General features: G+C 63.1%; 26 protein-coding genes and 1 pseudogene. 17 read left to right on the forward strand and 10 right to left on the reverse strand.

What is annotated here, in order from left to right; translation table 11 throughout:
- The 7 genes from AC5XE7_RS13070 (at window position 1) to AC5XE7_RS13100 (ending at window position 7,319) form a co-directional block, all read left to right on the forward strand.
- Window positions 1–840: a bifunctional allantoicase/(S)-ureidoglycine aminohydrolase gene (locus AC5XE7_RS13070; RefSeq protein ID WP_495366411.1), complete on the forward strand. Its 840-nt coding sequence runs from the start codon at window positions 1–3 to the stop codon at window positions 838–840.
- Window positions 837–1,346 (forward strand): ureidoglycolate lyase, encoded by a 510-nt coding sequence (locus AC5XE7_RS13075; RefSeq protein ID WP_495366347.1) that lies wholly within the window; start codon window positions 837–839, stop codon window positions 1,344–1,346. Before AC5XE7_RS13070 ends, AC5XE7_RS13075 begins: the two co-directional genes overlap by 4 nt.
- On the forward strand, window positions 1,343–1,936 hold the full coding sequence (locus AC5XE7_RS13080) for a nucleoside deaminase (RefSeq protein WP_495366346.1): 594 nt from the start codon (window positions 1,343–1,345) through the stop codon (window positions 1,934–1,936). The genes AC5XE7_RS13075 and AC5XE7_RS13080 overlap by 4 nt, the downstream gene beginning before the upstream one ends.
- Before the next feature lie 313 nt (window positions 1,937–2,249).
- Window positions 2,250–3,842, forward strand: a complete 1,593-nt coding sequence (locus tag AC5XE7_RS13085) for an ABC transporter substrate-binding protein (protein ID WP_495366345.1) — start codon at window positions 2,250–2,252, stop codon at window positions 3,840–3,842.
- Window positions 3,843–3,853: 11 nt separating this feature from the next.
- A complete protein-coding gene (locus tag AC5XE7_RS13090) occupies window positions 3,854–4,816 on the forward strand; it encodes an ABC transporter permease (protein WP_495366344.1) in 963 nt (320 codons plus the stop codon).
- Window positions 4,817–4,825: 9 nt separating this feature from the next.
- On the forward strand, window positions 4,826–5,656 hold the full coding sequence (locus AC5XE7_RS13095; protein ID WP_239800721.1) for an ABC transporter permease: 831 nt from the start codon (window positions 4,826–4,828) through the stop codon (window positions 5,654–5,656).
- Entirely contained in the window at window positions 5,649–7,319 is a 1,671-nt protein-coding gene (locus AC5XE7_RS13100) for an ABC transporter ATP-binding protein (RefSeq protein WP_495366343.1), read from the forward strand. The genes AC5XE7_RS13095 and AC5XE7_RS13100 overlap by 8 nt, the downstream gene beginning before the upstream one ends.
- Before the next feature lie 153 nt (window positions 7,320–7,472).
- Here AC5XE7_RS13100 and AC5XE7_RS13105 read toward each other — a convergent pair whose 3' ends face one another.
- From AC5XE7_RS13105 to xylB, 4 genes are all read right to left on the reverse strand, one after another.
- Window positions 7,473–7,679, reverse strand: a complete 207-nt coding sequence (locus AC5XE7_RS13105) for a hypothetical protein (protein ID WP_239800719.1) — start codon at window positions 7,677–7,679, stop codon at window positions 7,473–7,475.
- Window positions 7,680–7,836: 157 nt separating this feature from the next.
- On the reverse strand, window positions 7,837–8,259 hold the full coding sequence (locus AC5XE7_RS13110) for a GNAT family N-acetyltransferase (RefSeq protein WP_495366342.1): 423 nt from the start codon (window positions 8,257–8,259) through the stop codon (window positions 7,837–7,839).
- 71 nt (window positions 8,260–8,330) lie between these two features.
- On the reverse strand, window positions 8,331–9,641 hold the full coding sequence (gene xylA / locus AC5XE7_RS13115) for a xylose isomerase (protein ID WP_495366341.1): 1,311 nt from the start codon (window positions 9,639–9,641) through the stop codon (window positions 8,331–8,333).
- Window positions 9,638–11,092 (reverse strand): xylulokinase, encoded by a 1,455-nt coding sequence (xylB, locus tag AC5XE7_RS13120; protein ID WP_495366340.1) that lies wholly within the window; start codon window positions 11,090–11,092, stop codon window positions 9,638–9,640. The genes xylA and xylB overlap by 4 nt, the downstream gene beginning before the upstream one ends.
- 249 nt (window positions 11,093–11,341) lie before the next feature.
- Between xylB and aztA the strand changes: the two genes are divergently transcribed.
- From aztA to AC5XE7_RS13160, 8 genes and pseudogenes are all read left to right on the forward strand, one after another.
- Window positions 11,342–12,187 carry a zinc ABC transporter ATP-binding protein AztA gene (gene aztA, locus AC5XE7_RS13125; RefSeq protein ID WP_495366339.1) on the forward strand — a complete coding sequence of 282 codons (846 nt, stop codon included), beginning with the start codon at window positions 11,342–11,344 and terminating at the stop codon, window positions 12,185–12,187.
- The gene (gene aztB / locus AC5XE7_RS13130; RefSeq protein WP_495366410.1) at window positions 12,187–13,062 is read left to right on the forward strand and encodes a zinc ABC transporter permease AztB; all 876 of its coding nucleotides are present in this window, start codon (window positions 12,187–12,189) and stop codon (window positions 13,060–13,062) included. Before aztA ends, aztB begins: the two co-directional genes overlap by 1 nt.
- Window positions 13,063–13,086: 24 nt before the next feature.
- Entirely contained in the window at window positions 13,087–14,016 is a 930-nt protein-coding gene (gene aztC, locus AC5XE7_RS13135) for a zinc ABC transporter substrate-binding protein AztC (protein WP_495366338.1), read from the forward strand.
- Between the two features lie 147 nt (window positions 14,017–14,163).
- Window positions 14,164–15,339 (forward strand): annotated as a pseudogene (gene aztD / locus AC5XE7_RS13140) (zinc metallochaperone AztD); the annotation flags it as partial.
- Window positions 15,334–15,960, forward strand: coding sequence for a ZinT family metal-binding protein (locus tag AC5XE7_RS13145; RefSeq protein WP_495366409.1), 627 nt, complete (start codon window positions 15,334–15,336; stop codon window positions 15,958–15,960). The pseudogene aztD and the gene AC5XE7_RS13145, both read left to right, overlap by 6 nt.
- A gap of 87 nt (window positions 15,961–16,047) precedes the next feature.
- The gene (zigA, locus tag AC5XE7_RS13150) at window positions 16,048–17,301 is read left to right on the forward strand and encodes a zinc metallochaperone GTPase ZigA (protein WP_495366337.1); all 1,254 of its coding nucleotides are present in this window, start codon (window positions 16,048–16,050) and stop codon (window positions 17,299–17,301) included.
- 118 nt (window positions 17,302–17,419) lie between these two features.
- The gene (locus AC5XE7_RS13155) at window positions 17,420–18,181 is read left to right on the forward strand and encodes a L,D-transpeptidase (protein ID WP_495366336.1); all 762 of its coding nucleotides are present in this window, start codon (window positions 17,420–17,422) and stop codon (window positions 18,179–18,181) included.
- Window positions 18,182–18,268: 87 nt separating this feature from the next.
- Window positions 18,269–19,432, forward strand: a complete 1,164-nt coding sequence (locus tag AC5XE7_RS13160) for a diphosphate--fructose-6-phosphate 1-phosphotransferase (RefSeq protein WP_495366335.1) — start codon at window positions 18,269–18,271, stop codon at window positions 19,430–19,432.
- A gap of 118 nt (window positions 19,433–19,550) precedes the next feature.
- Here AC5XE7_RS13160 and AC5XE7_RS13165 read toward each other — a convergent pair whose 3' ends face one another.
- Window positions 19,551–20,159, reverse strand: a complete 609-nt coding sequence (locus AC5XE7_RS13165; protein ID WP_495366334.1) for a glycosyltransferase family protein — start codon at window positions 20,157–20,159, stop codon at window positions 19,551–19,553.
- 118 nt (window positions 20,160–20,277) lie between these two features.
- Between AC5XE7_RS13165 and AC5XE7_RS13170 the strand changes: the two genes are divergently transcribed.
- Both AC5XE7_RS13170 and rnhB read left to right on the forward strand, forming a co-directional pair.
- A complete protein-coding gene (locus AC5XE7_RS13170; protein WP_495366333.1) occupies window positions 20,278–21,429 on the forward strand; it encodes a PA0069 family radical SAM protein in 1,152 nt (383 codons plus the stop codon).
- 413 nt (window positions 21,430–21,842) lie between these two features.
- On the forward strand, window positions 21,843–22,508 hold the full coding sequence (gene rnhB, locus AC5XE7_RS13175; protein WP_495366332.1) for a ribonuclease HII: 666 nt from the start codon (window positions 21,843–21,845) through the stop codon (window positions 22,506–22,508).
- A 285-nt stretch (window positions 22,509–22,793) separates the two neighbouring features.
- Here rnhB and AC5XE7_RS13180 read toward each other — a convergent pair whose 3' ends face one another.
- The 5 genes from AC5XE7_RS13180 to AC5XE7_RS13200 form a co-directional block, all read right to left on the reverse strand.
- Window positions 22,794–23,285, reverse strand: coding sequence for a F0F1 ATP synthase subunit B (locus AC5XE7_RS13180; RefSeq protein WP_495366331.1), 492 nt, complete (start codon window positions 23,283–23,285; stop codon window positions 22,794–22,796).
- Between the two features lie 11 nt (window positions 23,286–23,296).
- Window positions 23,297–23,890, reverse strand: coding sequence for a F0F1 ATP synthase subunit B (locus AC5XE7_RS13185; protein ID WP_495366330.1), 594 nt, complete (start codon window positions 23,888–23,890; stop codon window positions 23,297–23,299).
- Window positions 23,891–23,948: 58 nt separating this feature from the next.
- Window positions 23,949–24,173, reverse strand: coding sequence for a F0F1 ATP synthase subunit C (locus tag AC5XE7_RS13190; protein ID WP_035024691.1), 225 nt, complete (start codon window positions 24,171–24,173; stop codon window positions 23,949–23,951).
- 66 nt (window positions 24,174–24,239) lie between these two features.
- Complete coding sequence (locus tag AC5XE7_RS13195; RefSeq protein WP_495366329.1) at window positions 24,240–25,001, reverse strand: F0F1 ATP synthase subunit A; 762 nt, start codon at window positions 24,999–25,001, stop codon at window positions 24,240–24,242.
- A gap of 59 nt (window positions 25,002–25,060) precedes the next feature.
- The gene (locus AC5XE7_RS13200) at window positions 25,061–25,465 is read right to left on the reverse strand and encodes an AtpZ/AtpI family protein (protein ID WP_495366328.1); all 405 of its coding nucleotides are present in this window, start codon (window positions 25,463–25,465) and stop codon (window positions 25,061–25,063) included.
- Window positions 25,466–25,565 lie beyond the last annotated feature (100 nt).

The raw sequence follows: 25,565 nt of genomic DNA on the forward strand, positions 1-25,565 counted from the left end.
ATGCCAAAACGCACCTATTATGCCCCGCAAGGCGGTCTGCCGCCCCAGAGCGACCTGATCACCGACCGCGCCGTCTTCACGGATGCCTATGCAGTGATCCCGCGCCGGGAGTTCAGCGACATCGTCGCCTCCTACCTGCCCTTCTGGGACAAGACGCGCCTGTGGGTCATCGCCCGTCCGCTCTCCGGCTTCGCCGAAACCTTCTCGCAATACATCATGGAAGTGCAGCCGGGCGGCGGCAGCGACCGGCCTGAGCCAGATGCCAACGCCGAAGCCGTGCTGTTCGTGGTCGAAGGCGAAATCACGGTGACGCTCGACGGCAAGCCGCACCGCCTCACGCCGGGCGGCTATGCCTTCCTGCCGCCGGCCAGCGGCTGGACGCTGCGCAACGAGGGCGCGCAGACGGCCCGTTTCCACTGGATCCGCAAGGCCTACGAATTCGTCGACGGCATCGACGTGCCCGATCCGATCTTCACCAATGAGAACGACATCGAGCCCGTCGCCATGCCCGATACCGACGGAAAATGGGCGACCACCCGTTTCGTCGACCCGGTGGATGTGCGCCACGACATGCATGTCACCATCGTCACCTTCAAGCCGGGCGGCATCATTCCCTTCCCCGAAACCCACGTCATGGAGCACGGGCTCTATGTGCTGGAAGGCAAGGCTGTGTACCGGCTCAATCAGGACTGGGTCGAGGTGGAGGCCGGCGATTACATGTGGCTGCGCGCCTTCTGCCCGCAGGCGTGCTATGCGGGCGGTCCAAGCAATTTCCGCTACCTGCTCTACAAGGACGTGAATCGCCACGCGACGCTCGGTGGATTCGGGAGACAGGAATGACCACAACGATCGTCGCACGGCCGCTGACACGCGACAGCTTCGCAGCCTTCGGCGATGTCATCGACACCGATTGCGACACGCATTACCCGATCAATGCGGGCAAATGCGAGCGCTATCACGATCTTGCAAAGGTCGAGGTCACGGGACCCAATTGCCGGGTCCTGGTCTCGATTTTCTGCGGCACGCCCTATGCGTTTCCGCTCCAGCTTTCCATGGTGGAGCGCCACCCTTTCGGCAGTCAGGCCTTCATGCCACTGTCACCGCGCCCGTTTCTGGTCGTGGTCTGCCCCGACGAGCCCGATGGTCCCGGCGTGCCGCAAGCTTTCGTCACCGCGCCCGGACAGGGCGTGAACTATCATCGCAATGTCTGGCACGGCGTGCTGACGCCGATTGGCGAGCCGCAGAATTTCGTCGTGGTCGACCGCGGCGGTGACGGCTCCAATCTGGAAGAATTCTACTTCTCCCACCCTTATGAAATCCAGCTTCCGGAAGGTTTTGCCGCATGAGCGACGTTTCCCTGATCGACCGCCTGCTCGACGTGATCGAAAGCGACATCGTGCCGAAGACGGCGGCCAGCGTGGAACAGGGAAACAAGCTTTTCGGCGCCGCTCTTCTGCGAAAATCCGACCGCTCGCTGATTCTGGCCGAAACCAACAACGAGACCGAAAACCCGCTCTGGCATGGTGAAATGCACTGCCTGAAGCGGTTCTACGAAATGCCGAAGGCCGAACGGGTCGATACGAAGGAGGCGATTTTCGTCTCCACGCACGAACCCTGCTCGCTGTGCCTGTCGGCCATCACATGGGCCGGTTTCGATAATTTCTACTATCTGTTCAGCCATGAGGATTCACGCGACAGCTTCGCCATTCCCCATGACCTGAAGATCCTCAAGGAGGTCTTCACGCTGGAACCGGGCGGCTACAATGCCGAAAACGCCTACTGGAAGAGCTTTTCCATTCGCAGGCTTGCCCGCGAGGCACCGGAGCCGGAGCGGACGCGGCTGGCAAAGCGCATAGAAGATATCGCTGCGCGCTATGACGAATTGTCGGCGGTCTATCAGTCCGGAAAGCAGGATAACGACATACCGCTCAACTGACGGAACCGTCTTTTTCGCGACATTTGGAAGCGCCGCCGCCCGACCGGGCGGCGGCTTTATCATTTTCAAAAAATTTGCGTTCCGGCGCTGCCGTTACGCCGCAAACCCGCTAAAAACGGCGTTTCTTGTCTATTTACGACGTATCCGTTACGGTGCGCTGGGCAGTTTATTGCTCCAGATGCGACATACAAATTACGCCAGAGCGTGTCGCATTCCGTCCGGTGCGGGGTTGACCCAGGTCCCATTATTCCCCGTAATCAGAAGAATAAGAACGGCCGCAAGGTCCAGACAAAGAGATAAGGGAGCTCTGAATATGTCAGCGGAACTCGATTTTTTAAGCCGTGCAGTTGCCACGGGCAGGCTCAGCCGCCGCGATTTTCTCGGCCGGGCCGCTGCACTGGGCGTGAGTGCCGCGCTGGCAAACACGATGCTCTCGGGCGCGGCGCAGGCCCAGACACCCCAGAAAGGCGGCGCGCTGAAAATGGGGCTGGTTGGGGGTGAATCCACCAACAGCCTCGACCCGGCCCAGTTTCTGACGCAGGTGCCGCAGAATTTCGGCTGCACATGGGGTGAGACCCTGGCCATCCAGTCGCCGGCAGACGGCAGCGCCCAGCCGGTGCTTGCTGAATCCTGGGACGCTTCGCCCGATGCGACCGAATGGTCGTTCAAGATCCGCAAGGGCGTGACCTTCCATAACGGCAAGGAACTCTCTCCCGAAGACGTTGCCCAGACCATACGCCGCCATTCCGATGCCGAGACCAAGTCGGCCGCCGTTGGCATTCTCGGTGACATCAACGAAGTCGTGGTCGACGGCGACAATGTCGTCTTCAAGCTCAAGCGCGGCAATGCCGACCTGCCGCTGCTGCTGACCGACTACCACCTGATCATTCAGCCGAATGGCGGCTTCGACGATCCGACCGCCGGCATCGGCACCGGCCCCTACAAGGTCGAGGTCAACGAGCCCGGCGTGCGCCACATGTCGGTGAAGTATGACGGCTACTGGAACGACGATGTCGGCCATGTCGATTCGGTCGAGGTGATCGTCATGAACGACACCACGGCCCGCATGGCCGCGCTGCAATCGGGTCAGGTGCACATCATCAATCGCGTCGAGCCGAAGACGGTTGCCCTGCTCAAGCGCGCGCCCGGCGTGGTGATCGTCAACGTGCCCTCCAAGGGGCACTACATCTTCCCGATGTTCTGCAACACGGCGCCCTTCGACAATGCGGACCTGCGGCTGGCGCTGAAGCTTGCCATCGACCGCGAGCAGATGATCCAGCAGATCATGCAGGGCTACGCCTCGGTCGGCAACGACTTCCCCATCTCGAAGAGCTATGCGCTGTATCCCGAAGGCATCGAGCAGCGCAGCTTCGATCCCGACAAGGCGAAATTCCACTACGAGAAATCCGGCCACAGCGGGCCCATCCTGCTGCGCACCTCCGATGTCGCCTTTCCCGGTGCCGTCGATGCCGCACAGCTTTTCCAGCAAAGTGCGGCAAAGGCGGGCATCCAGATCCAGGTGCAGCGCGAGCCGGGTGACGGCTACTGGACGGAAGTGTGGAACAAGCAGCCCTTCTGCGCTTCCTACTGGGGCGGACGGCCGACGCAGGATTCCATGTATTCGACCGCCTATATCACCGGCGCCGACTGGAACGACACGCGCTTCTTCAATGAGAAGTTCGACAAAATCATTCTCGAAGCGCGCGCCGAACTGGACACTGCCAGGCGCACCGACCTCTACCGCGAGGCGGCCACCATCGTGCGCGATGACGGCGGCCTCATCCTGCCGATGTTCAACGACTTCATCGACGCCCATCGCGAGGAAGTGCAGGGCTGGGTCCTCGATCCCAACCATGAGACCTCGAACCTGAAGGCGGCAATCCGCGTCTGGCTGAAGCAGGGCTGAGACGCGCACGGATGGGAAGTGCCCATATTCTGCGGCTGATCGCCCAGCGTCTCGTGCTGGGCGGTCTGCTCCTCCTCGCCGTGTCCGTGCTCATCTTCGCAGGCACACAGATCCTTCCCGGTGATGTCGCCCAGTCCATTCTGGGACAGTCGGCCACGCCGCAGGCGCTCGAAAACCTGCGCCGGGAGCTAGGCCTCAACGATCCGGCCTATATCCGCTATTTTCGCTGGCTGGGCGGCGTGCTGACGGGCGATTTCGGCACCGCCCTTTCCAACGGGCGCGACATTGCCGACGCGCTGGGCGGGCGGCTGAAGAACACACTGTTCCTCGCCACCAGCGCGGCGGTGATCTCGGTGCCACTGGCCATCCTGCTCGGGCTTCTGGCGGTGCGCTACCGCAACGGGGTCATCGACAAGACGATCTCGGGCTTCGCGCTTGCCTCTACCTCGCTGCCGGAATTCTTCATCGGTTACCTGTTCATTCTGTTCTTCGCCGTCAAACTGCAATGGTTCCCGGCCAGCTCGACCGTTTTCGACACCATGTCGTTCGGCGCGCGCCTGCAGGCCATCGCGCTTCCGGCCCTGACGCTGACGCTGGTGGTGCTGGCGCACATGATGCGCATGACCCGCGCCGCCATCCTCAACGTCATGCAGTCGGCCTATATCGAGACGGCGGAACTGAAGGGGCTGTCGGCGTTCGAGGTCATCCGCAGGCACGCCATGCCCAATGCGGTGGCGCCCATCGTCAACGTGGTGATGCTGAACCTGGCCTATCTGGTCGTCGGCGTCGTCGTGGTCGAGGTGATCTTCGTCTATCCGGGCATGGGCCAGTATCTGGTCGATCACGTTTCCAAGCGCGACGTGCCGGTGGTACAGGCCGTGGGCCTGATCTTCGCCGCCGTCTATATCGGCCTCAACATCATCGCCGACATTGTTGCGATTCTGACCAATCCTCGTCTCCGGCATCCGAAGTGAGGGCGGCCCTTGTTTGACATCAGACATATTCCGCCAAGCGCCCTTGTCGGCCTTCTGCTGACCGCGCTGTTCCTGTTCGCGGCTCTTTTCGCGCCGTGGATCGCGCCCTACGGCAATGGCGAGATCGTCGGCGAGGTATGGGGGCCGATGTCGGCCGCGCATCCGCTCGGCACCGACAATCTCGGCCGCGACCTGCTCTCACGCATGATCTACGGGGCGCGCATCACCATCTTCATCGCGGTGACGGCGACCGCCCTCTCCTTCATCCTCGGCTCGGTCCTCGGCTTCACCGCGGCGGTGGTCGGCGGCTGGATCGACCAGACCCTTTCGCGCTTCGTCGATCTTCTGATGTCGATCCCGACGCTGATCTTCGCGCTGGTGGTGCTGTCGGTGCTGCCTTCCACGCTGGTGACGCTTATCCTCGTCATGGGCATTCTCGACGCCACCCGCGTCTACCGCCTCGCGCGCGCCGTGGCGGCGGACATCAATGTCATGGATTTCGTGGAAGCCGCCAGGCTGCGCGGCGAAGGCCGTTCATGGATCATATTCCGCGAAATCCTGCCCAATGCGCTGTCGCCGCTGGTGGCGGAGCTTGGCCTGCGCTTCATTTTCGCGGTGCTTTTCCTGTCGGCGCTCTCCTTTCTCGGCCTCGGCGTGCAGCCGCCCGATGCGGACTGGGGCGGCATGGTCAAGGAGAACAAGGACGGCATCGTGTTCGGCATTCCCGCCGCGCTCATTCCGGCAGGTGCGATCGCGCTTCTGGCAATCTCGGTCAATCTGGTTGCCGACTGGGTGCTGAACCGCACCTCCGACCTGAAGGGAGGCCGTGGCGATGGCTGAACAGAAACGGGCAGACAGGCAGGCCGCCCCGCAAGACGATGTGCTCGACATCCGTAACCTGCGCATCGAGGCGACCGTCTACCCTCCGGGGGAAGACCCGAAAACCATCGTCATCGTGGACGACGTATCGCTCAGGGTCGGGCGCGGCAGGGTTCTGGGGCTGATCGGCGAATCCGGTGCGGGCAAATCGACCATCGGCCTGTCCTCGATGGGCTACGGGCGCGGCGGCGTGCGCATCACCGGGGGCGAAGTGATCCTCAACGGCCGCGACATTCTCGGCAACGCGCGGGGATTGCGCAGGATACGCGGCAAGGAGGTCTGCTATGTCGCCCAGTCGGCGGCGGCTGCATTCAATCCTGCTCGCAAGCTCATGCAGCAGGTGATCGAGGCCACGCTCGAACATGGCGTCTCCAGCCGCGATGAGGCGCAAAAGCGCGCCGTCGACCTGTTTCGCCAGCTCAGCCTGCCGGATCCGGAAAATATCGGCGACCGCTATCCGCATCAGGTATCGGGCGGACAGCTGCAGCGCGTCATGACGGCCATGGCGCTGTGCTCCAGGCCCGACCTCATCGTTTTCGACGAGCCGACCACGGCGCTCGACGTCACCACCCAGATCGATGTTCTGGCGGCGATCAAGAACGCCATCCGGGAAACGGGCGTGGCGGCGCTCTACATCACCCACGATCTCGCCGTCGTGGCACAGGTTGCCGACGACATCATGGTGCTTCGCCATGGCAAGACGGTGGAATGGGGGGATACGCGCCAGATCATCGAGGCGCCGAAGCAGGACTACACAAAAGCGCTGGTTTCGGTGCATGCGATCAGCCATGAGGAGCAGGCGCCCTCGCCGGCTCCCATTCTCACCGTCGACAAGGTCACCGCTTCCTATGGCGGCGGCCAGGTGAAGGTCCTGCGCGACATCTGCGTCGACATTCATGCCGGCCAGACGCTTGCGGTGGTGGGTGAATCAGGCTCCGGCAAATCGACGCTGGCGCGCGCCATCACCGGCCTTTTGCCGCCGGAACAGGGCAGCATCACCTTCGACGGGCGCACCCTCGCCAACCGGCTGGCCGACCGGCCAAAAGAAGATCTGCGCCAGCTCCAGATGATCTACCAGATGGCGGATGTGGCGATGAACCCCCGCCAGACGGTGGGCACCATCATCGGCAGGCCGCTGGAGTTCTATTTCGGCATGCGCGGCGGGGAGCGCGATGCGCGCGTGGCCGAACTGCTCGACAAGATCGAGATGGGCAAGGGTTTCGCCGACCGCTACCCGGCCGAGCTTTCAGGCGGCCAGAAGCAGCGTGTGTGCATAGCGCGCGCACTGGCCGCCCGGCCAAAGCTCATCATCTGCGATGAGGTGACCTCCGCGCTCGACCCGCTGGTGGCGCATGGCATCCTCGAACTGCTGCTGGAATTGCAGGCAGAGGAAGACGTGGCCTATCTGTTCATCACCCACGACCTCGCAACAGTGAAAGCCATCGCCGATTCCATTGCGGTGATGTATCGCGGCGAGATCGTGCGGTACGGCCCGGCAAGCGAAGTTCTGACCCCGCCTTTCGATGCCTATACCGACCTGCTGCTCTCTTCCGTTCCGGAAATGAAAGTCGGCTGGCTGGAAACGGCAATCGAAAACAGACGGATGGACGCTGGCGGAAACTGATCCCTGCCTTCTGGCCCGGGTTACCGGTTTCTGAAGGCAGCCCTACCGATCACCGGATTGGAGAATTTCGCGTTTTTCCGAATCACGAAAATCCTCCAGTTCTTTCTTTGACGCAATTGCGCTCAGCGCTTTTGCTGGATCTGCCTGGAAATGTCAGGCCGCGCTGCGGCCGGGCTCATCCTGTTCGAGCAGGGCGCGCATCTGCCTTGCCAGATGGACCTGAAGGCGGCCGGCCACGGCGCGGTCCCATTCGCCACAAGCTTCATTGGCGGCCGGACGCGGCAGCGCCATCAGCCGGTCGATGATGGAGTCAGTGCCCCCGTTCGACAGGAGGGCGTCGATTTCGCGATCTTCTTGCATATCGGTTCGCCTCGTTGAGCTTGTTTGCGAGGCTAGTTATACGACGCCCGTGACGGCTGCATGAAGGCAGCAAGGCGGCATTGTGGCGGCAAAAGCGGATCGCTTTTTCACATTTCCCGCAAACCGACGAAAAAGCCGGCAGCGCGGGATTGGCGGCCTACAGGCGCTTTTCAAACAGGACGGTGGTGAGCCCGCTCTTCCATTCCTCGTCCGGATATCGCCCCATTTCGACATATCCGAGGGACTTGTAGAAGCTCTGGCTCTGCTCGTTGAAGGTGTCGGTTTCGAGCCGTGCCTGCCGGAATCCCCGGGCCGACATGTCCTGCTCGGCTCGTTCCATGAGGCGGCGTCCCACGCTCCTGCGCTGAAAAGCGGAACCGACGTGCAGGGCATAGACGAAATCGTCGACGCAATGGATCAGCCCCGCAATCTCGCCGCCGATTTCGGCCACCAGCATATCGGCGCCGGCCCGCTCCACGAAGCGGCCGCCAATATCGGTGTCGAGATAGTTGCGGATGGAGGCCTCGGTGATCTGCGGCCTCCATGTGCTCTCGAACGTATCGCGCAAAATGGCCTTCATGGCCGGAAAGTCCTGCGGGCGCGCCGGACGCACAATGATCCCACCCGTCATTTCAGCCCGCACACTCGCACTTACACATAACGATTGACCACATTCTCCAGATATTCCTGACGGCCGGAGCGCGGCTGCGGCTCGATGCCATCCTTCACCACGCGTTCGGCAACCTGCTCAAGCGTACGCCTGCCGGCAAGCATGGCGTTCGCCTCCTCGCCGTTCCAGCCGGCATAGCGTTCTTCGAGCGGTCTGATAAGGGCCTTGTCGTCGATCATGCGGGCGGCAGCCTTCAGGCCCCGCGCGCAGCAGTCCATCGCACCTATATGCGCGATCAGCAGATCCTGCGGATCGAGCGACTGGCGGCGCAGCTTGGCGTCGAAATTGGTGCCGCCGGTGGTGAAGCCGCCGGCAAGCAGCACCTGATAATAGGCCAGCGCCATTTCCGGCACATTGTTGGGAAACTGGTCGGTGTCCCAGCCAGACTGGTAATCGTTGCGGTTCATGTCGATGGAACCGAAGATGCCCAATGCAGCGGCCAGCGCCAGCTCGTGCTCGAAGGAGTGGCCGGCGAGGATGGCGTGGCCCTGCTCGATATTGACCTTCACCTCGTTTTCCAGACCGAAATCCCTGAGGAAGCCGTAGACGGTGGCGACATCATAATCATACTGGTGCTTGGTCGGCTCCTGCGGCTTCGGCTCGATCAGGATCGTGCCCCTGAAGCCGATGCTGTGCTTGTAGTCGACCACCATCGACAGGAAGCGGCCGGCCTGCTCGCGCTCGCGCTTCATGTCGGTGTTGAGCAGCGTCTCGTAGCCCTCGCGACCGCCCCACAGCACATAGTTCTCGCCTTCCAGCCGTTTGGTCACGTCGATGCAGGACTTCACCGTGGCGGCCGCATAGGCGAACACCTCCGGATCGGGATTGGTGGCGGCACCCGCCATATAGCGGCGGTGGGAAAACAGATTGGCCGTGCCCCACAGGAGCTTCACCCCGCTCTCGGCCTGCTTCTTCTCGAAGATGCCGGCGATCTCGTCGAGGCGCGCGGCGCTCTCGGCGAAGTTCTTTCCTTCCGGGCGCACATCGGCATCGTGGAAGCAGTAATAGGGAACGCCGAGCAGCGAGAACATCTCGAAGGCCACATCCGCCTTGAGGCGGGCCTTGCCCATGTCATCGCCGAACCATGGCCGCTCGAAGGTCTGGCCGCCGAAGGGATCGCCGCCCGGCCAGGCGAAGGAATGCCAGTAGGCGACGGCAAAGCGCAGATGCTCCTCCAGCCGCTTGCCCTGCACGATCTCGTCGGGATCGTAGAAGCGATAGGCGAGCGGATTGGTGCTTTCCGGGCCTTCATAACGGATGGGCTCGATATCGCCGAAGAAGCCGGTGCTCATGCTGAAACTCCCTTGATGGCTGGATAGAGGGCGCGGTAGCGCCGACGGGCCTCTTCATACGCCTGCGTCAGCCCCGCATCCGGCTCGATGGTGCGGCTGGTGGCGGGCGGCGTGCACACGCTGAGCGAATCGGCTCCGGTGGCGGCGATGAAACCGAGACGGGCCGCGCCGAAGGCAGCGCCGAAATCGCCGTCGGCCGGTACGTCGACGGGAATGCCAAGCGCGGTGGCGATGGCTTTCAGCCAATAGAGCGAGCGCGAGCCGCCGCCGATCGCCGTCACCCTCTCCAGCCGCGTGCCGGCGCTGGCCAGCGCGTCGAGACTGTCGCGGAAGGCGAAGGCAACGCCTTCCAGCACCGCCTGCGTCAGCGCCGCACGGCCGCTTTCGTGGGCAAGGCCGGCAAAGGCGCCGCGAATGGCTGCGTCATTATAAGGCGTTCGCTCGCCCGACAAGTATGGCAGGAAGGTGACGCCCGACGGCGTCCTGAGATCGTCACCCAGTTCGGCCGTGAGATCACCTGCCTCGCGACCGGCGATGCCGGCCAGCCAGTTCAGCGAGTCCGTCGCCGAGAGGATGACGCCCATCTGGTGCCATGTCTGCGGCAGCGCATGGCAGAAGGTATGCACGGCACTGGCCGGGTTGGGCAGATAGGCAGCGTTGGCGGCAAACAGAACGCCCGAAGTGCCGAGCGAAACGAAGGCATGGCCCTCGCCCACCGTGCCCATGCCGCAGGCGGAAGCCGCATTGTCGCCAGCCCCGCCGGCGATCGGAATACCGGCCTGCATGCCCCATTTCGAGGCCAGTTCCGCGCGCAGCGCCCCGGCCGGCTGCGTGCCCTCCACCAGCGTCGGCATATGGCTCTCGTCCAGCCCCGTCGCCGCCAGCAATTCGCCCGCCCAGCGCCGCTTGCCGACATCCAGCCACGAGGTGCCGGCCGAATCCGACATTTCGGAAATGTGCTCGCCGGAAAGCCACAGGCGCAGATAATCCTTCGGCAGCAGCACTTTCGCCACGCGGGCGAAGATGTCCGGCTCGTTCGCCTTCACCCAGACGAGCTTCGGCGCGGTAAAGCCCGGAAAGACGATATTGCCCGTAAGCTCGCGAAAGCGCGGGTCTGCATCGAGCATGGCGGCCTCGGCGTGGCTGCGCGTGTCGTTCCACAGGATGCAGGGCCGCAGCACATGGTCGTCTCGGTCGAGCAATGTGGCGCCATGCATCTGGCCGGAGAGGCCGATACCCCTGACGGCGGCCAGTTCGTTCGGATGCGACGCTTTCAGTTCGCCGATGGCACGCTCGCACGCCTCCAGCCAATGGGCCGGGTCCTGCTCCGACCAGCCCGGATGCGGACGCGAAACATCGAGCGGGCCATAGCCGGATGCGACCGGCTGCTGGTCGCCGTCGATCAGAAGCGCCTTGACGCCCGAGGTGCCCAGATCGAGCCCCAGATACATGAAGTCCTCCCGTTCCGCGACCTCAGCGGAAAACAGGAAACGCAAAACGACACTTTTCGTTCGGCTCCCTGATTTATTTCGACTATCGTAAAAATTACCGCCCCGCCAGCCAAATGTGCCGCAAAAGGGGGCTGGACCAGGGGCGGAGACAAATTTTCCCCAGCTCCGGTGATTTGCCATCTTGTCGTCACGAATGACAATGTAATAACATCACATCAATCGATATCGAAACGGACGCACATTCGCCTTATGGCTGCTCCCTGCATAACATTCAGCGACCTGACGCTGGGCTACAACAGCCATCCGGCTGTTCATCACCTCTCCGGTGTGGTGCGCAAAGGCTCGCTGACGGCCGTGGTCGGCGCCAACGGCTCCGGCAAATCCACGCTGATGAAGGGTGTCGTCGGCATGCTGAAGCCGATGGTCGGCTCCGTCACCGTCACGCCCGGCACGCGGGTCGCCTACCTGCCGCAGCAGTCCGAACTCGACCGCACCTTTCCCGCGCGGGTGGTCGACCTCGTTTCGCTTGGCCTGTGGCCGAAGCGCGGCCTGCTTGGCCGCCGCACGGCGCAGGACCGCGCTGCTGTCTCCGAGGCGCTGATGGCTGTGGGGCTGGAAGGGTTCGAGCAGCGCCCCATCGACACGCTTTCGGGCGGACAGCTTCAGCGTGCCCTGTTTGCACGTGTGCTGGTGCAGGATGCGGAACTCATCCTGCTCGATGAGCCGTTCAACGCCATCGATGCCCGCACCATGACCGACCTGATCGCGCTTATCAAACGCTGGCATGGCGAGAACCGCACCGTCATGGTCGTCGTGCATGACCTTGATCTGGTGCGCACCCATTTCCCGGAGGCGCTGCTTCTGGCGCGCGCGCCGATTGCGTGGGGCGAGGCGAAATCCGCGCTGGCGACCGAAAATCTGCTGCGGGCGCGCCAGTTCCATGAAGCATGGGACGAGACGGCGCCCTGGTGCGCCTCCCATGACGACCACGATCATGGGCATGGGAACGGGCATGACCATCATGCCCACGGTGATGGTCACCATCACCACGCCCATGAAAGCGCAGAGCCCGTGGCGCGCAAGGGAGCCGCATGATGGAAGCGCTCCACCAGTTCCTGATCGCGCCATTCACCGAATTCGCCTTCATGCAGCGCGGGCTGCTGGGTGCGGTGCTGCTGTCGCTCAGCGCCTGCCCCATCGGCGTGTTCCTGATGTTGCGGCGCATGAGCCTGACCGGCGACGCCATGGCCCATGCCATCCTGCCGGGCGCGGCCGCCGGCTTCCTGCTCTACGGCTTGCAGATCGTGCCGATGACCATAGGCGGGCTGCTGGCCGGCGTCATCGTAGCACTTGGCGCGGGAGCCGTCTCGCGGCTGACCATCCAGAAGGAAGATGCCTCGATGGCCGCCTTCTACCTGATATCGCTGGCGCTCGGCGTCACCATGGTGTCGCTGCGCGGCTCCAGCGTCGACCTGATGCATGTGCTGTTCGGCACCGTGCTCGCCCTCAACAATGACGCGCTTTCGCTGATCGGCATCGTCGCGGTCGTCACGCTCGCATCGCTCGGCCTGTTCTGGCGCGCGCTGGTGGCGGAATGCCTAGACCCGCTGTTCCTGCGCTCGGTGTCGAAGCTCGGCTCACCGGTGCATTTCATCTTCCTCGGGCTGGTCGTGCTCAATCTGGTGGCCGGCTTCCAGGCACTGGGCACGCTGTTGTCGGTCGGCCTGATGGTGCTGCCGGCGGCTGCCGCCCGCTTCTGGACCCAACGCGTCGAGACCATGGCGATACTGGCCGTGGCCTTCGGCCTCGTCTCGTCGGTCAGCGGCCTGCTGCTCTCCTACCATGCGGCGCTGCCTTCCGGCCCCGCGATCATCCTTTCCACCGGCTGCCTCTATTTCGTGTCGGTGCTGTTCGGCCCGCGCGGCCTGCTGGCGACCCGCCGGCCGCGCCCCGCCCACCGGATCGCCTGAAAACAGGAACTGGAAACTTCGAGAATGACCCTCTTCCGCAAGCTCGCCTCAGCCCTGATTGTTATAACATTAAGCTCAACCCTGCCCGTCGCAGCGGCTGAAAAGCTCAACGTGATCGCCAGCTTCTCGATCCTCGGCGACTTCACAAGGCAAGTCGGCGGCGACCGCATCGAACTGCGCACCATCGTCGGCCCCGACAGCGACGCCCATGTGTACGAGCCGAAACCCGCCGATGCCATCGCCGTCGCCAGGGCAGACGTGGTGCTGGTGAACGGCCTCATGTTCGAGGGCTTCCTCCAGCGCCTGATCGAGGCGAGCGGCACTTCCGCCGCGGTGGTGGAAGCCACCAGGGGCGCCGAAATCCTCAACGACCCTGCGGGCGGGCACTATCACTATGTCGGCGGCAAGGCAGTGTTCCATGAAGCCCCGCTCGACCCGCATGCCTGGCAATCGGTCGCCAACGCGAAAGTCTACGTGAAGAACATCGCCGACGCGTTCTGCAAGGCGGACGCCGAGGGCTGTGCCACCTACGAGGCGAACGCTCAGGCCTATGACGGCAAGCTCGACGCGCTCGACAAGGAGATCCGCGAAACGGTCGCCGCGATCCCGCAGGACCGCCGGGTCTTCGTCGTTGCCCACAATGCCTTCCGCTACTTCGAGCATGCCTATGGCGTCACCTTCCTCGCCCCGCAGGGCGTCTCCACCGACGCGGAAGCCTCGGCGGCCGATGTCGCGGGCGTGGTGCGCGAAATCGCCGGCAAGCGTGCAGTGGCGGTGTTCGCGGAGAATATTTCCAATTCGCGGCTCGTGGAGCAGATCGCCTCGGAAGCCGGGCTGAAGCTCGGCGGCACGCTCTATTCCGACGCGCTGTCCAAAGAGGACGGTCCGGCCGCGACCTATGCGGAGATGATGCGCCGGAACCTCGCCACCATCAGGGATGCGGCCGGCCACTGACCCCGAAACCGCCCGCGCCCTCCTGGTCGGCCGGCGCTTGCCTGAGACGCCGGCCGGCCCTGCCCAAACTTCGCAGCGAGCGCGAACACACCCGGATTGCGTTCAGTTTCTGCAGATTTGTAATGTAATAACATCAAGGAGAGTGATATGAGAAAATTCTTCTACGCGGCCTCGGCGCTGGCGCTGGGAGCCTGCCTTTGGACCGGCCCCGTGCTCGCCGACGAGGACGACGTGACGGCGTGGCGGCTGTTCGTCTCCGACCATGACCAACCCGTGGTCAATGTCATCGACGCCCTCGACGGTGACAAGCTCAGCACCTTCCGGATCAAGGGACCGGCATCGCTCTATCGCACCGAAAGCGGCCAGACCGTGTTTGCCGTGCAGGGTGCGGCCGGTACGGTTTCGGCCATCTCCACCGGCATCGCCTTCCATGACCATGGCGACCATGGCGACATCGACGTGGACGACCCCGAACTGCTCGACACCACGCTGGAAGGCTCCAGGCCGGCCCACTTCGTCGAGCGCCAGGGCAATGTCGCGCAATGGTTCGACGGCGAGGACAAGGCTCGCTTCTTCACCGAGAAGGCAGCCCTCGAAGGCAAGCCTCAGCTGCGCGAGATCGGTGTCGTCGCCCCTCATCACGGCGTGGCGGTGCCATTCGACAAGCATGCTGTCGTGACCATCCCCAACCCCGAGGATGCCTCCAAGCGCCCGATCGGCGCGCGGCTCGTCGATCTCGACGGCAAACCGGTCGGTGAGGATGTCGCCTGCCCCGGACTGCACGGTTCGGCCGGATCGGGCAGCCTCTATGCGCTGGCCTGCGATACCGGACTGCTCTTGATCTCGCAGGACGGCGATGTGCCTGAAATCCGCCACCTGCCCTATTCCAACAAGCTGCCCGAGGGCAGTTCCTCGACGCTGATCGGCGGCAAGGGCCTGCAATATTTCGTCGGCAACTACGGCCCGGACCGCATCGTGCTGGTCGATCCGTCGGAACAGGACGCCTTCCGTCTGGTGCAGCTTCCCACGCGCCGCGTTCATTTCGCCGTCGACCCGATCCGGTCGAAATTCGTCTACGTCATCACCGAGGACGGCCAGCTTCATCAGGTGGACGTGCTGAAGGGCGAGATCGCCCATTCGCTCAAGCTCACCGAGCCCTATTCCATGGATGGTCACTGGAGCGATCCTCGTCCGCGCGTGACCGTTGCCTCCGACAAGGTGTTCGTCACCGATCCGCTGAACAGCAAGATCCACATCGTCGATGCAGGCTCCTTTGAAAAGGCCGGCGAGATCACCGTCGAGGGCAGGCCCTTCAACATCGTTGCCGTGGGCGGCACGGGCAAGTCGCATGATCACGAGGGCGAGGATGGCCACGACCACGCTCATGAACATGGGCATGACCATGGCGACGACCAGATCTACAAGGGCTACTTCAAGGACGATCAGGTCAAGGACCGCGCCCTGACGGACTGGGCGGGGGACTGGCAGTCGGTTTATCCCTACCTGAAGGACGGCACGCTCGATCCCGTGATGGCGCACAAGGCCGAAGAAGGCGACAAGAGCGCGGAGGAATACAAGGCCTATTACGACATCGGCTACCGCACCAATGTCGAGCGCATCACCATCGACGGCGATACCGTGACGTTCTTCGAGGACGGCAAGCCGCTCAAGGCCCGTTACGCAAGCGATGGTCATGAAATCCTGACCTACAAGGCCGGCAATCGCGGCGTACGCTTCATCTTCAAAAAGGTGGAAGGCGATGCGGCTGCGCCGGAATTCATGCAGTTCAGCGATCACAAGATCGCGCCGGATGCCTCCGATCACTACCACCTCTACTGGGGCAACGATCGCGCTGCCCTTTTGGAGGAAGTGACGAACTGGCCGACCTACTACCCCTCGTCGCTGGATGCAAAAGGCATCGTTCACGAGATGCTGGAGCACTGATTTCCAGCACGGACATCCTGTCTTTCGCGTCCGGCCGCTGCGGCCGGACGCTCCGTTTCGACAATCCTCAGGATCAGGAGGCCAGCCATGCCAGACATAGCCATGCCAGAAACAACCGGGCCAAACACAGCGGGGCAGAACCGCCGCCTGCCGGTGACGGTGCTCTCCGGCTTTCTCGGAGCCGGCAAGACCACGCTTCTCAACCACATTCTCAACAACCGCGAGGATCGCCGCGTGGCGGTCATCGTCAACGACATGAGCGAGGTCAACATCGACGCAGCACTTGTGCGTGACGGAGGTGCGAACCTGTCGCGCACCGACGAGCAGCTCGTGGAAATGACCAATGGCTGTATCTGCTGCACCCTGCGCGACGATCTTCTCAAGGAAGTGCGCCGCCTCTCGCAGGAAGGCCGCTTCGACTATCTGCTGATCGAGGGAACCGGTATCGCCGAGCCGCTGCCTGTCGCCGCCACCTTCGATTTCCGCGACGAGAACGGCGACAGCCTCTCCGACGTTGCCCGGCTGGACACCATGGTCACCGTGGTCGATGCGGCGAACCTTCTCATTGACTACGGCTCGCAGGATTTCCTGCGCGATCGCGGCGAGATCGCCGGCGACGCGGACGACCGCGCCATTGTCGATCTTCTGGTCGAGCAGATCGAGTTCGCCGATGTCGTCATCCTCAACAAGGTGTCCGACACACCGGCGCACAATCTCGAAATGGCCCGCAGGATCGTGCGCTCCCTGAACCCCGATGCCGAGCTGATCGAAACCGATTTCGGCAATGTGGCACTCGACAAGGTACTCGACACCGGCCGCTTCGATTTCGACAAGGCCGAGACCCATCCGCTCTGGTTCAAGGAGCTCAACGGCTTCGCCGACCATGTGCCGGAAACGGAAGAATACGGCATCCGCTCCTTCGTCTATCGCGAGCGCCGGCCGTTCGACCCGGTGAAGCTCAAGGCCTTCGTCAACCGCTCGTGGCCGGGCGTGGTGCGCGCCAAGGGCTTCTTCTGGCTGGCGACGCGTCCGCACTATGTCGGCGAACTCAGCCAGGCCGGCGCGCTGGTGCGCACGGGCAAGCGCGGGCTGTGGTGGGCTTCGGTGCCGAAACAGCGCTGGCCCGATCATCCCGAATGGCACGCGGCCATGCGGCCCTATCTCGATGACATGTGGGGCGACCGCAGGCAGGAGATCGTGTTCATCGGCTGCGACCCGATGGACGAGGCCGCGATCCGCACCGAGCTCGACGCCTGCCTCGTGCCCGAGCGGGATTTCATGCCCGGCCGCTGGCGCGACCTGCCCGATCCCTTCCCGAGCTGGGAGCCGCAGGCCGCCTGACAGGCAAACGGAAATGCAACCGTTCCGGGAAAGCTTCACGGTTTGTAAACCATGACTGCTGAAAATACCTGCGAGTGCCGGACCTTGGGGGCCCGGCCGGTATCGCAGGATCAAACACATGTCAGAGTTGCCGCGGAACCAGTCATCGCCGGCCGCAGGCGAGCCGGGTGCGCCGGTTCTTCCCCGCCGCCTGCTGCTGCAGGGCATCGGCGCAACCGCGCTGATGGCCGTCGGCGGCTGCAGCACAGCCTCATCGGGCTTTGATGCGCTGAACCTCGACTATGGTTCCACCGGCTCGATCAAGCCCATGCGCCCCTCGATCAGCGTCGACCGGCAGATCACCAGCCCGGATGTCATGTATGCGGCGGTGACGGACGGCGGCTTCTCCGTTCCGGAAGTGCCCTACCAGAAGATCAAGCCGCAGTTCCGCCGCCAGATCGTGGTCGACCCGACCGGCGAAGCGCCCGGAACGATCGTCGTTCATACCAAGGAATGCCTGCTCTATCTCGTGCAGCCGGGCGGCGAGGCGATCCGCTATGGCGTGGGCGTCGGCAAGGCCGGCTTTTCGTGGTCGGGCCGCGCCAATATCCAGTATGGCCGCGAATGGCCAACCTGGACGCCGCCGCGCGAGATGATCGGCCGCCGGCCGGAACTCGTCAAATGGCAGAACGGCCAGCCCGGCGGGCTCGACAATCCGCTCGGCGCGCGTGCCCTCTATATCTTCCAGAACGGTCAGGACACGCTCTACCGCATCCATGGTTCGCCAGAATGGTGGAGCATCGGCCAGTCCGTTTCGTCAGGCTGCGTGCGGCTGATCAATCAGGACATCATCGACCTCTACAACCGCGCCTCGAAGCGCAATCCGGTGGTCGTTATCTGACCCACGTCCCGAATCGGTTTGAATATGCGACTGCGCGTCGATACAAGACGCGCAGTCGTATATATTTCGAGCATTCGGGAGGTCAGCATGGCCAGAACTTTCGTCATCGCGCAAGGCGGCGGCCCCACCGCGGTCATCAACCAGACGCTGGCCGGCGCGGTTCTTGAGGTTCGCAAGCGCCATCCCGGTGCGCGCGTGCTCGGTTCCCTGCATGGCGTGCGCGGCATACGCGACAGCAATTATGCCGATCTCACCGACCTTCCCGAGGAACGGCTGCGCCTCATCGCCGGCACCCCCGGTTCGGCGCTGGGTTCCACCCGCGACAAGCCAGATGCCGCCTATTGCGACCTGATCCTGTCGGGCCTGAAGAAGGTCGATGCGGAAGCCTTCATCTATATCGGCGGCAACGACACCGCCGGCACCCAGCAGATTCTCAGCGATGCGGCCGGCGGTTCCATCGCCATGGTGCATGCGCCCAAGACCATCGACAACGATCTGGTGGAAAACGACCATACGCCGGGCTTTATCTCGGCAGCCGAGTTCGTCGCCGGAGCGTTCCTGTCGGTCGATCTCGATTTCCGCGCCCTGCCCGGCATCTATGTCGGCATCGTCATGGGCCGTCATGCCGGCTTCCTCACCGCCGCTTCCGCCGCATGGCAGCAGGACGAGATGAGCGGCCCGCACCTCATCTATGTGCCGGAACGCGCCTTCGACATTCCACGTTTCATCGATGATGTCCGCTCGACCTACGACCGCCACGGACGCTGCGTGGTCGCAGTGTCGGAAGGCGTCTCCACGGCCGATGGCAAAGCGCTTGTGGAAAGCCTCGTACCGCCGGAGCGGCTGGAACGCGACCAGCACGGCAATGTGAAACTTTCCGGCAGCGACCTGACCGCAGCGCTGGAACACGCGCTTGCCGAACATCTTCCCGGCAAGCGCGCGCGGGTAGATGCCTTCGGCTTCCTGCTGCGCGGCAATGTCGGCTCCATCAGCCAGACAGATGCCCGTGAAGCCTTCGAAGCCGGCGCCTTCGCGGTGCAGGTTGCGAGCGAAGGCAGCGGCTCGGTTGCGCTTCAGCATGACGGCAGCACGGTCCTCGCCAGAGTTCCGCTCGCCGATGTTGCCGGCAAGACGCGGCACATGCCGGACAGCTTCCTGCACCGGCAGGAAAACCGGCTTTCCGAAGAAGGCTATGCCTATCTGAAGCGGCTGGTGCCGGCGAAGCACAAGGTCGGGCAGCCCTTCGTGTAGCAACGACGGAGCCTGCGCCTCATGGCCTGACAGCTCAGCGCGCAACCGTCCTGCCAGATCGCCGTGCGTCAATTCGGACGCACAAAGGACGATCTGAATTACTGAGAGAGCATCGGAATCACCGAAAACCGGACTCCACTTTTCGGTCCGATGCTCTGGAGTAGAGCCCGTCGCGCTTCTTCTCCTTGCGGGCTGCCGGCAGGATCGCAGCCTTCAGGGTTTTCAGCGAGAGCCCTCTTGCGAGTGCTGCGGCACTATCTGCGTGCCGCGCGAGCACCACGGCCTGCCTGCGTGGCAAAAGCAGCCCCTGCGCCAGAGGCCCCGGCCGTGAAAGGATGCGCGCGAGGAAGGGTGCCCGGCTTGACCGGTCTCTCGAAAACCGCGCTGCCGTGCCGGAGCGGGCCGCGTGAACCGCCACTGCTTCCGTCCAGTCGCCGAGCAGGCGCGCGCCCGGTTCCACCAGCAGCAGCCAATCGCCTTTCGCCGTTTTGACGGCATCGGCGATGCCGCCTGTCGTCCACACGCAACCTGCATGCTCCGCGACCTGACGTGTTGAGTCGCCGGAGCCCAGATCGCAGACGACGACATCACGCACCAGCCCCTCCACCGCACCCGACACCAGCGAAGCGAGCGTCCGTGCCAGAGCTTCCTCGTCGTTGCAGGTCTCGATGATGACGCTGAGCATAAACGCCTGATAGCCCACAGGCTGGAACAGCGCCAGTTTCAAGTCGGACCGGCCCGGTTCGCATAACAAAGTTCTTGATTTGTTCTCATTTTGGGATAGGAATAATTTCATGAGAACAGAGATTCGACAGTCTCAGCCCACCTCTTGGGAGAAGGCCAGGATGGAACCAATCGTGCAGGCGGATGTTGCAGCTTTCGGAACGGGACGCAGCGAAATGGCCAATGCGATGATAGAGCAGAGCGGCCTGCGCCTGAGGCCCGACAGGGCTCGCGGGCGCGCCGCCGGCATCAATCCCTCCGGTCGCTACGAGCCGGTCAGCCGCCATGTGTTCGACGATGGCTGGGAAAGCCTCGAGGAATTGCCGCCGTTCAAGACGGAAGTTCAGGTGGAACGGCCGCGCACAATCATCACCCGCAACAGCTCCCCCGACATTTCCTTTGACCGTTCGGTGAACCCCTATCGCGGCTGCGAGCATGGCTGCGTCTACTGCTTCGCACGCCCTACCCATGCCTATATGGGCCTGTCGCCGGGGCTGGATTTCGAGGCCAGGCTGTTTGCCAAGCCGGATGCGGCGCGCCTGCTGGACAAGGAACTGTCGAAGGAAGGCTACACGCCGCGCACCATCGCCATCGGCACCAACACCGATCCGTACCAGCCAATCGAGAAGCAGTACCGGATCATGCGCGAGATACTGGAAGTGCTGGAGGCGCGCGGCCATCCGGTCGGCATCGTCACCAAGTCGGCGCTGGTCACCCGCGACATCGACATATTGGCACGCATGGCGGAGCGGGGCCTTGCCAAGGTGGCCCTGTCGGTCACAACCATGGACCGCAGGCTGGCCCGCACGATGGAACCGCGCGCGGCGACGCCGACCAAGCGACTGGAAACCATTCGGCAGCTTACAGATGCGGGCATCCCGACATCCGTTCTGGTGGCCCCGATCATCCCGGGACTCAACGATCAGGAACTGGAGCGCATCCTCGATTCGGCACGCGCCGCCGGAGCGCGCGAGGCCGGCTATGTGGTGCTGCGCCTGCCGCTGGAAGTGGCGCCCATCTTCAAGGACTGGCTGCTGCGCAACTATCCGGACCGCTACAGGCACGTCATGTCCCTTATCCGCTCCATGCGCGACGGCAAGGACTATGACGCGGAATGGGGCAAGCGCATGAAAGGCGCCGGCCCCTACGCATGGCAGATCGGCCGGCGTTTTGAGATTGCAGCCAAAAAACTTGGCCTCAATACACAGCGCCTCAGTCTGCGAACCGACCAGTTCGTAGCCGGGAAGCACAGCGAACAGCTGATGCTGCTCTGAAACCGGGGGCAGGTCGGGTTTGGAAGGCGAAGGCCGGCCTGATGTCTGCCCGGCCAGAAAGACGTCGAAGAAGCGGGAACCGGATCTTGTCCCCCGAAGCTTCGGAACAGATTGCAACGGCGCTGGCGCACACCCGGGAGAACGGCACCAGCGTATGTGTTTCCTGTAGCCATTCGAGCAAAATCGGGTCGGCTGGATCGGCAGCGGTTTGTGTTTGGAGTTGAGTGAGACAAGGGCTGAGAGGGTTTCTGTGGAGAGCAGGACTGCTCTTGAATGTTCGTCCTGACAAGCCGTCGTCCCGGCTTGTCTTCGGCCGGAAGGCGTTCCCCCCGCCTCCGGCTTCCCCTGCCCGCCGCTCCCCTCGGCGGCAGGGGCTTGCGGAGAATCGGGGCCAGTGCGAACTTCGCCGCATCATGGTTCGCTTACGCCCCGATTCTCCACTTCTCTTCGATATCGTCCAGCGCCCCGATTTCTCATTCGAGACATCGGCAAGAGCCGAAGGCCTGTGGCCTGTGGCAGGCATGGATGAGGCGGGGCGGGGTCCCCTCGCGGGTCCTGTTGTGGCGGCGGCGGTGGTGCTGGACCCAGACAATATTCCGCCGGGGCTGGACGATTCCAAACGCCTCAGCCATGCCCAGCGCGAAGCCCTGTTCGAAACGGTGCTGAGTGCGGCCCGCGCTGTCGGCATCTCTTCCGTCTGCGCCGAGAGCATCGATGCCGGCGATATCCGCAAGGCCAGCCTTGAAGCCATGCGCCGCGCCGTCTGCGCTCTTTCCGTTCAGCCGAAGCTTGCGCTCGCCGATGGCCGTGACGTACCACCCGGCCTGCCCTGCCTCGGCCGCGCACTGGTCAAAGGCGACCAGCGCTCGCAATCCATTGCCGCAGCCTCCATCGTCGCCAAGGTGATGCGCGACCGCATGATGGCCGACTGCGGGCGGATACATGCCCAATACGGGTTCGAGATTCACATGGGTTACGCAACGGCCCGCCATCGCACGGCCATCAAGGCTCACGGTCCGGTAAAGCGGCTGCACCGGATTTCCTTCGCCCCTTTCCGCAAAGCGGAAGGCGAAGAGTAAAAGCAGCTTCTCATTCTCCTGAGTTTCGAAACCGCTCAGCCTGCGCTCATGATGCTCCGCTGCGTACGGCTCAGAAAGCACGCTGCAAGCCTTTTCCAACTTCACTTCAGGTTGGAATCACGCCCGCGAGGACAACGGCAGCGTCAAAACTCGTTGATCGGGAAGACGGGTCGTCTCATCCTCTCCAGCAGAAACTTCTGACCCCTTCACCTCGCCCACTTTTTGAAAAGAAAAAAGCCGCCGGGTTACCCCAGCGGCTTTTGATTATTCCGAAACCGGCCTCGCTCAGTTGAGGCGGGCCTTCACTTCTGCAACCGAAGTCTTGAACAGATCGGCGTCAACCTTTGCATCGGTCTTGTCAGCCAGCACCTTGCGGGCGGCTTCGACGGCAAGCTCGACGGCGCTGGCGCGCACTTCGCTCACGGCATCGCGCTCAGCCTGAGCGATCTTCTGCTCGGCCATGGCGGTGCGGCGTGCAACATAATCTTCCGTCTTGCGCCTGGCATCCTCAGCAAGAGCGGCGGCCTCGCGTTTCGCGACGTCGACGATCTCGGAGGCTTCCAGCTCGGCGGCCTTGCGCTTGGCCTGATATTCGGCGAGCAGGGCCTGTGCTTCCTCGCGCAGGCGCCTGGCTTCTTCAAGCTCGTTGCGGATGCGCTCGGCGCGCTGATCGAGCGCCTTGGAAACCATACCCGGGACTTTGAGATAGATGCACAGCGCGATGAAAATCACCAGTGCGACGGTAGCCCAGACTGTGGCGAGAGATGTTGCGTCCATAGTCTGTGCCCTCAACCGGCGACGGATTTGATGGCGGCAGCCACACCGGCCTTGTCGGCCTTGCCGACGAGCTGCTCGATGATGGCGGAAGCCGTGGATTCAGCGATGGAGCCGACATCCTTCATGGCGCTGGACTTGATCGAAGAGATGTGAGCCTCCGATTCCGCCAGCTTCTTGTCGAGCTCGGCTTCAACCTTCTTGCGGGCGGCATCGGCTTCAGCCTCCGCCGCATCGCGGGCCTGCTGGCCGATGGCCATCGCGCCGGCGCGGGCCTCGGCCAATTCCTGTTCGTAGGCGGCCACCGCAGCGTCCGCCTCTTCCTGCATTTTCGCGGCCTGATCGAGATCGCTGGCAATCTTGCCGGAGCGTGTCTCGACGATGCCGGCAAGACGCGGCATCGCAACCCGCTTCAGGAACAGGTAGAAAAGACCGAAGGTGATGGCCAGCCAGACAATCTGCGAGGCGAAGCTCTCAGGATTGAAGGGCGGAAACAGACCTTCCTCGACAGCTTCGTGCGGAACTTCCGTCCCGATCACAATGCCTGTCTCGGTCGCGCCCTGATCCGCAGGCGCCGTTTCTTGCCCGTAGGCTGGTGTCACGAACATCTTTCGTCCCTGTCATTCGGGCCGGCCGGTTTGCGGCGCGGCCCCATTCAAAGGCAAATCAGCCGAACAGCGCCAGAAGGGCGATGAGCAGCGAGAAGATGCCCAGAGCTTCCGTCACGGCGAAGCCGAACACCAGGCGGCCGAACTGACCGTCAGCGGCGGACGGGTTGCGCAGCGCGCCGCCCAGATAGCTCGAGAAGATGTTGCCGAGGCCAATGGCCGCGCCGCCCATGCCAAGGCACGCGATACCGGCACCGATGTACTTTGCTGCTTCAGCTTCCATTTCTTCAACTCCTTGTGGAATGGCTTTTCAGGTTTCGTCGACGCAGACCGTCTGCGAGCGATTTCGTCAATGCCCCGGATGCAGGGCGTCGTTGAGATACATGCAGGTCAGGATCGCAAACACATAGGCCTGCAGACATGCAACCAGCACTTCGAGACCGGTGATCGCAACGGTCATGATCAGCGGCAGAACCGCACCGGCAACGCCGACGCCACCAAGAGCGCTCAGCGATACGATAAAGCCCGCGAACACCTTCAGCGTGATGTGGCCGGCCAGCATGTTGGCGAACAGACGCACGGAGAGGCTGACGGGGCGCGACAGGAACGACACGACCTCGATGATCGCAACCAGCGGGATCAGGATTGCGGGAACGCCGCTCGGCGCGAACAGCTTGAAGAAGCCGAAACCGTGCTTTGCGAGACCGTAGACCAGCACCACGCCGATCACCAGAACCGACAGAGCGAAGGTGACGATGATGTGGCTGGTGACGGTGAAGAAATAGGGGAAAAGCCCGAGCAGGTTCGCCACCAGAATGAACATAAACAGCGAGAACACGAACGGGAAGAAGCGCATGCCCTGGGTTCCGGCGGAATCCTTAAGCATGTTGGCGATGAATTCGTAGGTCAGCTCGGCGGAAGACTGCCAGCGCGTCGGCACCAGATGGCGACCGGAAGTGGCGAGATAGAGGAATGCCGACGCCACCAGAACCGTCACCACCATGAACAGCGACGAATTGGTGAACGAAAGATCATATCCGCCGATCTCGATCGGAACGATCTTGTTGATATGGAACTGGTGGATCGGGTCGACCTTGTCAGCAGCTGCCACGTTCAGTCCTCATACGGCCGTTTCCGGCCTTTCTCATTGCCTTCGCGCCCGAAGCGCGCTTACTTTAAATTTTCGGGTCCGGACCCGGACTTCGTCTGTCCGAAACCTGCCACCATGCCGGCCGAACGCAGAACGTTCAGAACGCCAGCCGCAAAACCGACAAGCAGGAAAACAATCAGCCCCCAAGGCGATGTCCCGGCAAGATGGTCAACCATCCAGCCAATCGCTATACCCACCACCACACCGGCGATGAACTCGCTGGACAGCTTGAACGCCTGGCCGTAACCAGTCGAACCGCCCGCTTGCGCGTTGTCTTCCCCCTCGATCGCCTTCGGATGCCGTGCTGCCAGAGATGCCCCAAGCTCACGCCGACGGCGTTCAAGTTCGTCGTCGCGGATGTCGCCTTTGCGGTCATTCCGGGGGCCGGTCTCTCCGGTTCCGTCTGGCCCATTGTTGCCGGCCATCGTAACCTCCCTGCCCGGCCGAAAGTCCGCCGTCGGTCTGCATCCAGTTGGCGCGCAACATAGTTAGAGCCCTCCCGCCCGTCAAGCCACGTGGGAGTTT

Source organism: Aquamicrobium sp. YD-1-mutant5 (genome assembly GCF_059509755.1).

Bases quoted from the DNA above. Each gene is read 5' to 3' on its own strand.
- AC5XE7_RS13070 (WP_495366411.1), top strand. From the start codon at position 1: ATGCCAAAACGCACCTATTATGCCCCGCAAGGCGGTCTGCCGCCCCAG.
- AC5XE7_RS13075 (WP_495366347.1), top strand. From the start codon at position 837: ATGACCACAACGATCGTCGCACGGCCGCTGACACGCGACAGCTTCGCA.
- AC5XE7_RS13080 (WP_495366346.1), top strand. From the start codon at position 1,343: ATGAGCGACGTTTCCCTGATCGACCGCCTGCTCGACGTGATCGAAAGC.
- AC5XE7_RS13085 (WP_495366345.1), top strand. From the start codon at position 2,250: ATGTCAGCGGAACTCGATTTTTTAAGCCGTGCAGTTGCCACGGGCAGG.
- AC5XE7_RS13090 (WP_495366344.1), top strand. From the start codon at position 3,854: ATGGGAAGTGCCCATATTCTGCGGCTGATCGCCCAGCGTCTCGTGCTG.
- AC5XE7_RS13100 (WP_495366343.1), top strand. From the start codon at position 5,649: ATGGCTGAACAGAAACGGGCAGACAGGCAGGCCGCCCCGCAAGACGAT.
- AC5XE7_RS13105 (WP_239800719.1), bottom strand. From the start codon at position 7,679: ATGCAAGAAGATCGCGAAATCGACGCCCTCCTGTCGAACGGGGGCACT.
- AC5XE7_RS13110 (WP_495366342.1), bottom strand. From the start codon at position 8,259: ATGAAGGCCATTTTGCGCGATACGTTCGAGAGCACATGGAGGCCGCAG.
- xylA (WP_495366341.1), bottom strand. From the start codon at position 9,641: ATGAGCACCGGCTTCTTCGGCGATATCGAGCCCATCCGTTATGAAGGC.
- xylB (WP_495366340.1), bottom strand. From the start codon at position 11,092: ATGTATCTGGGGCTCGATCTGGGCACCTCGGGCGTCAAGGCGCTTCTG.
- aztA (WP_495366339.1), top strand. From the start codon at position 11,342: ATGGCTGCTCCCTGCATAACATTCAGCGACCTGACGCTGGGCTACAAC.
- aztB (WP_495366410.1), top strand. From the start codon at position 12,187: ATGGAAGCGCTCCACCAGTTCCTGATCGCGCCATTCACCGAATTCGCC.
- aztC (WP_495366338.1), top strand. From the start codon at position 13,087: ATGACCCTCTTCCGCAAGCTCGCCTCAGCCCTGATTGTTATAACATTA.
- zigA (WP_495366337.1), top strand. From the start codon at position 16,048: ATGCCAGACATAGCCATGCCAGAAACAACCGGGCCAAACACAGCGGGG.
- AC5XE7_RS13155 (WP_495366336.1), top strand. From the start codon at position 17,420: ATGTCAGAGTTGCCGCGGAACCAGTCATCGCCGGCCGCAGGCGAGCCG.
- AC5XE7_RS13160 (WP_495366335.1), top strand. From the start codon at position 18,269: ATGGCCAGAACTTTCGTCATCGCGCAAGGCGGCGGCCCCACCGCGGTC.
- AC5XE7_RS13170 (WP_495366333.1), top strand. From the start codon at position 20,278: ATGGAACCAATCGTGCAGGCGGATGTTGCAGCTTTCGGAACGGGACGC.
- rnhB (WP_495366332.1), top strand. From the start codon at position 21,843: ATGGTTCGCTTACGCCCCGATTCTCCACTTCTCTTCGATATCGTCCAG.
- AC5XE7_RS13180 (WP_495366331.1), bottom strand. From the start codon at position 23,285: ATGGACGCAACATCTCTCGCCACAGTCTGGGCTACCGTCGCACTGGTG.
- AC5XE7_RS13185 (WP_495366330.1), bottom strand. From the start codon at position 23,890: ATGTTCGTGACACCAGCCTACGGGCAAGAAACGGCGCCTGCGGATCAG.
- AC5XE7_RS13190 (WP_035024691.1), bottom strand. From the start codon at position 24,173: ATGGAAGCTGAAGCAGCAAAGTACATCGGTGCCGGTATCGCGTGCCTT.
- AC5XE7_RS13200 (WP_495366328.1), bottom strand. From the start codon at position 25,465: ATGGCCGGCAACAATGGGCCAGACGGAACCGGAGAGACCGGCCCCCGG.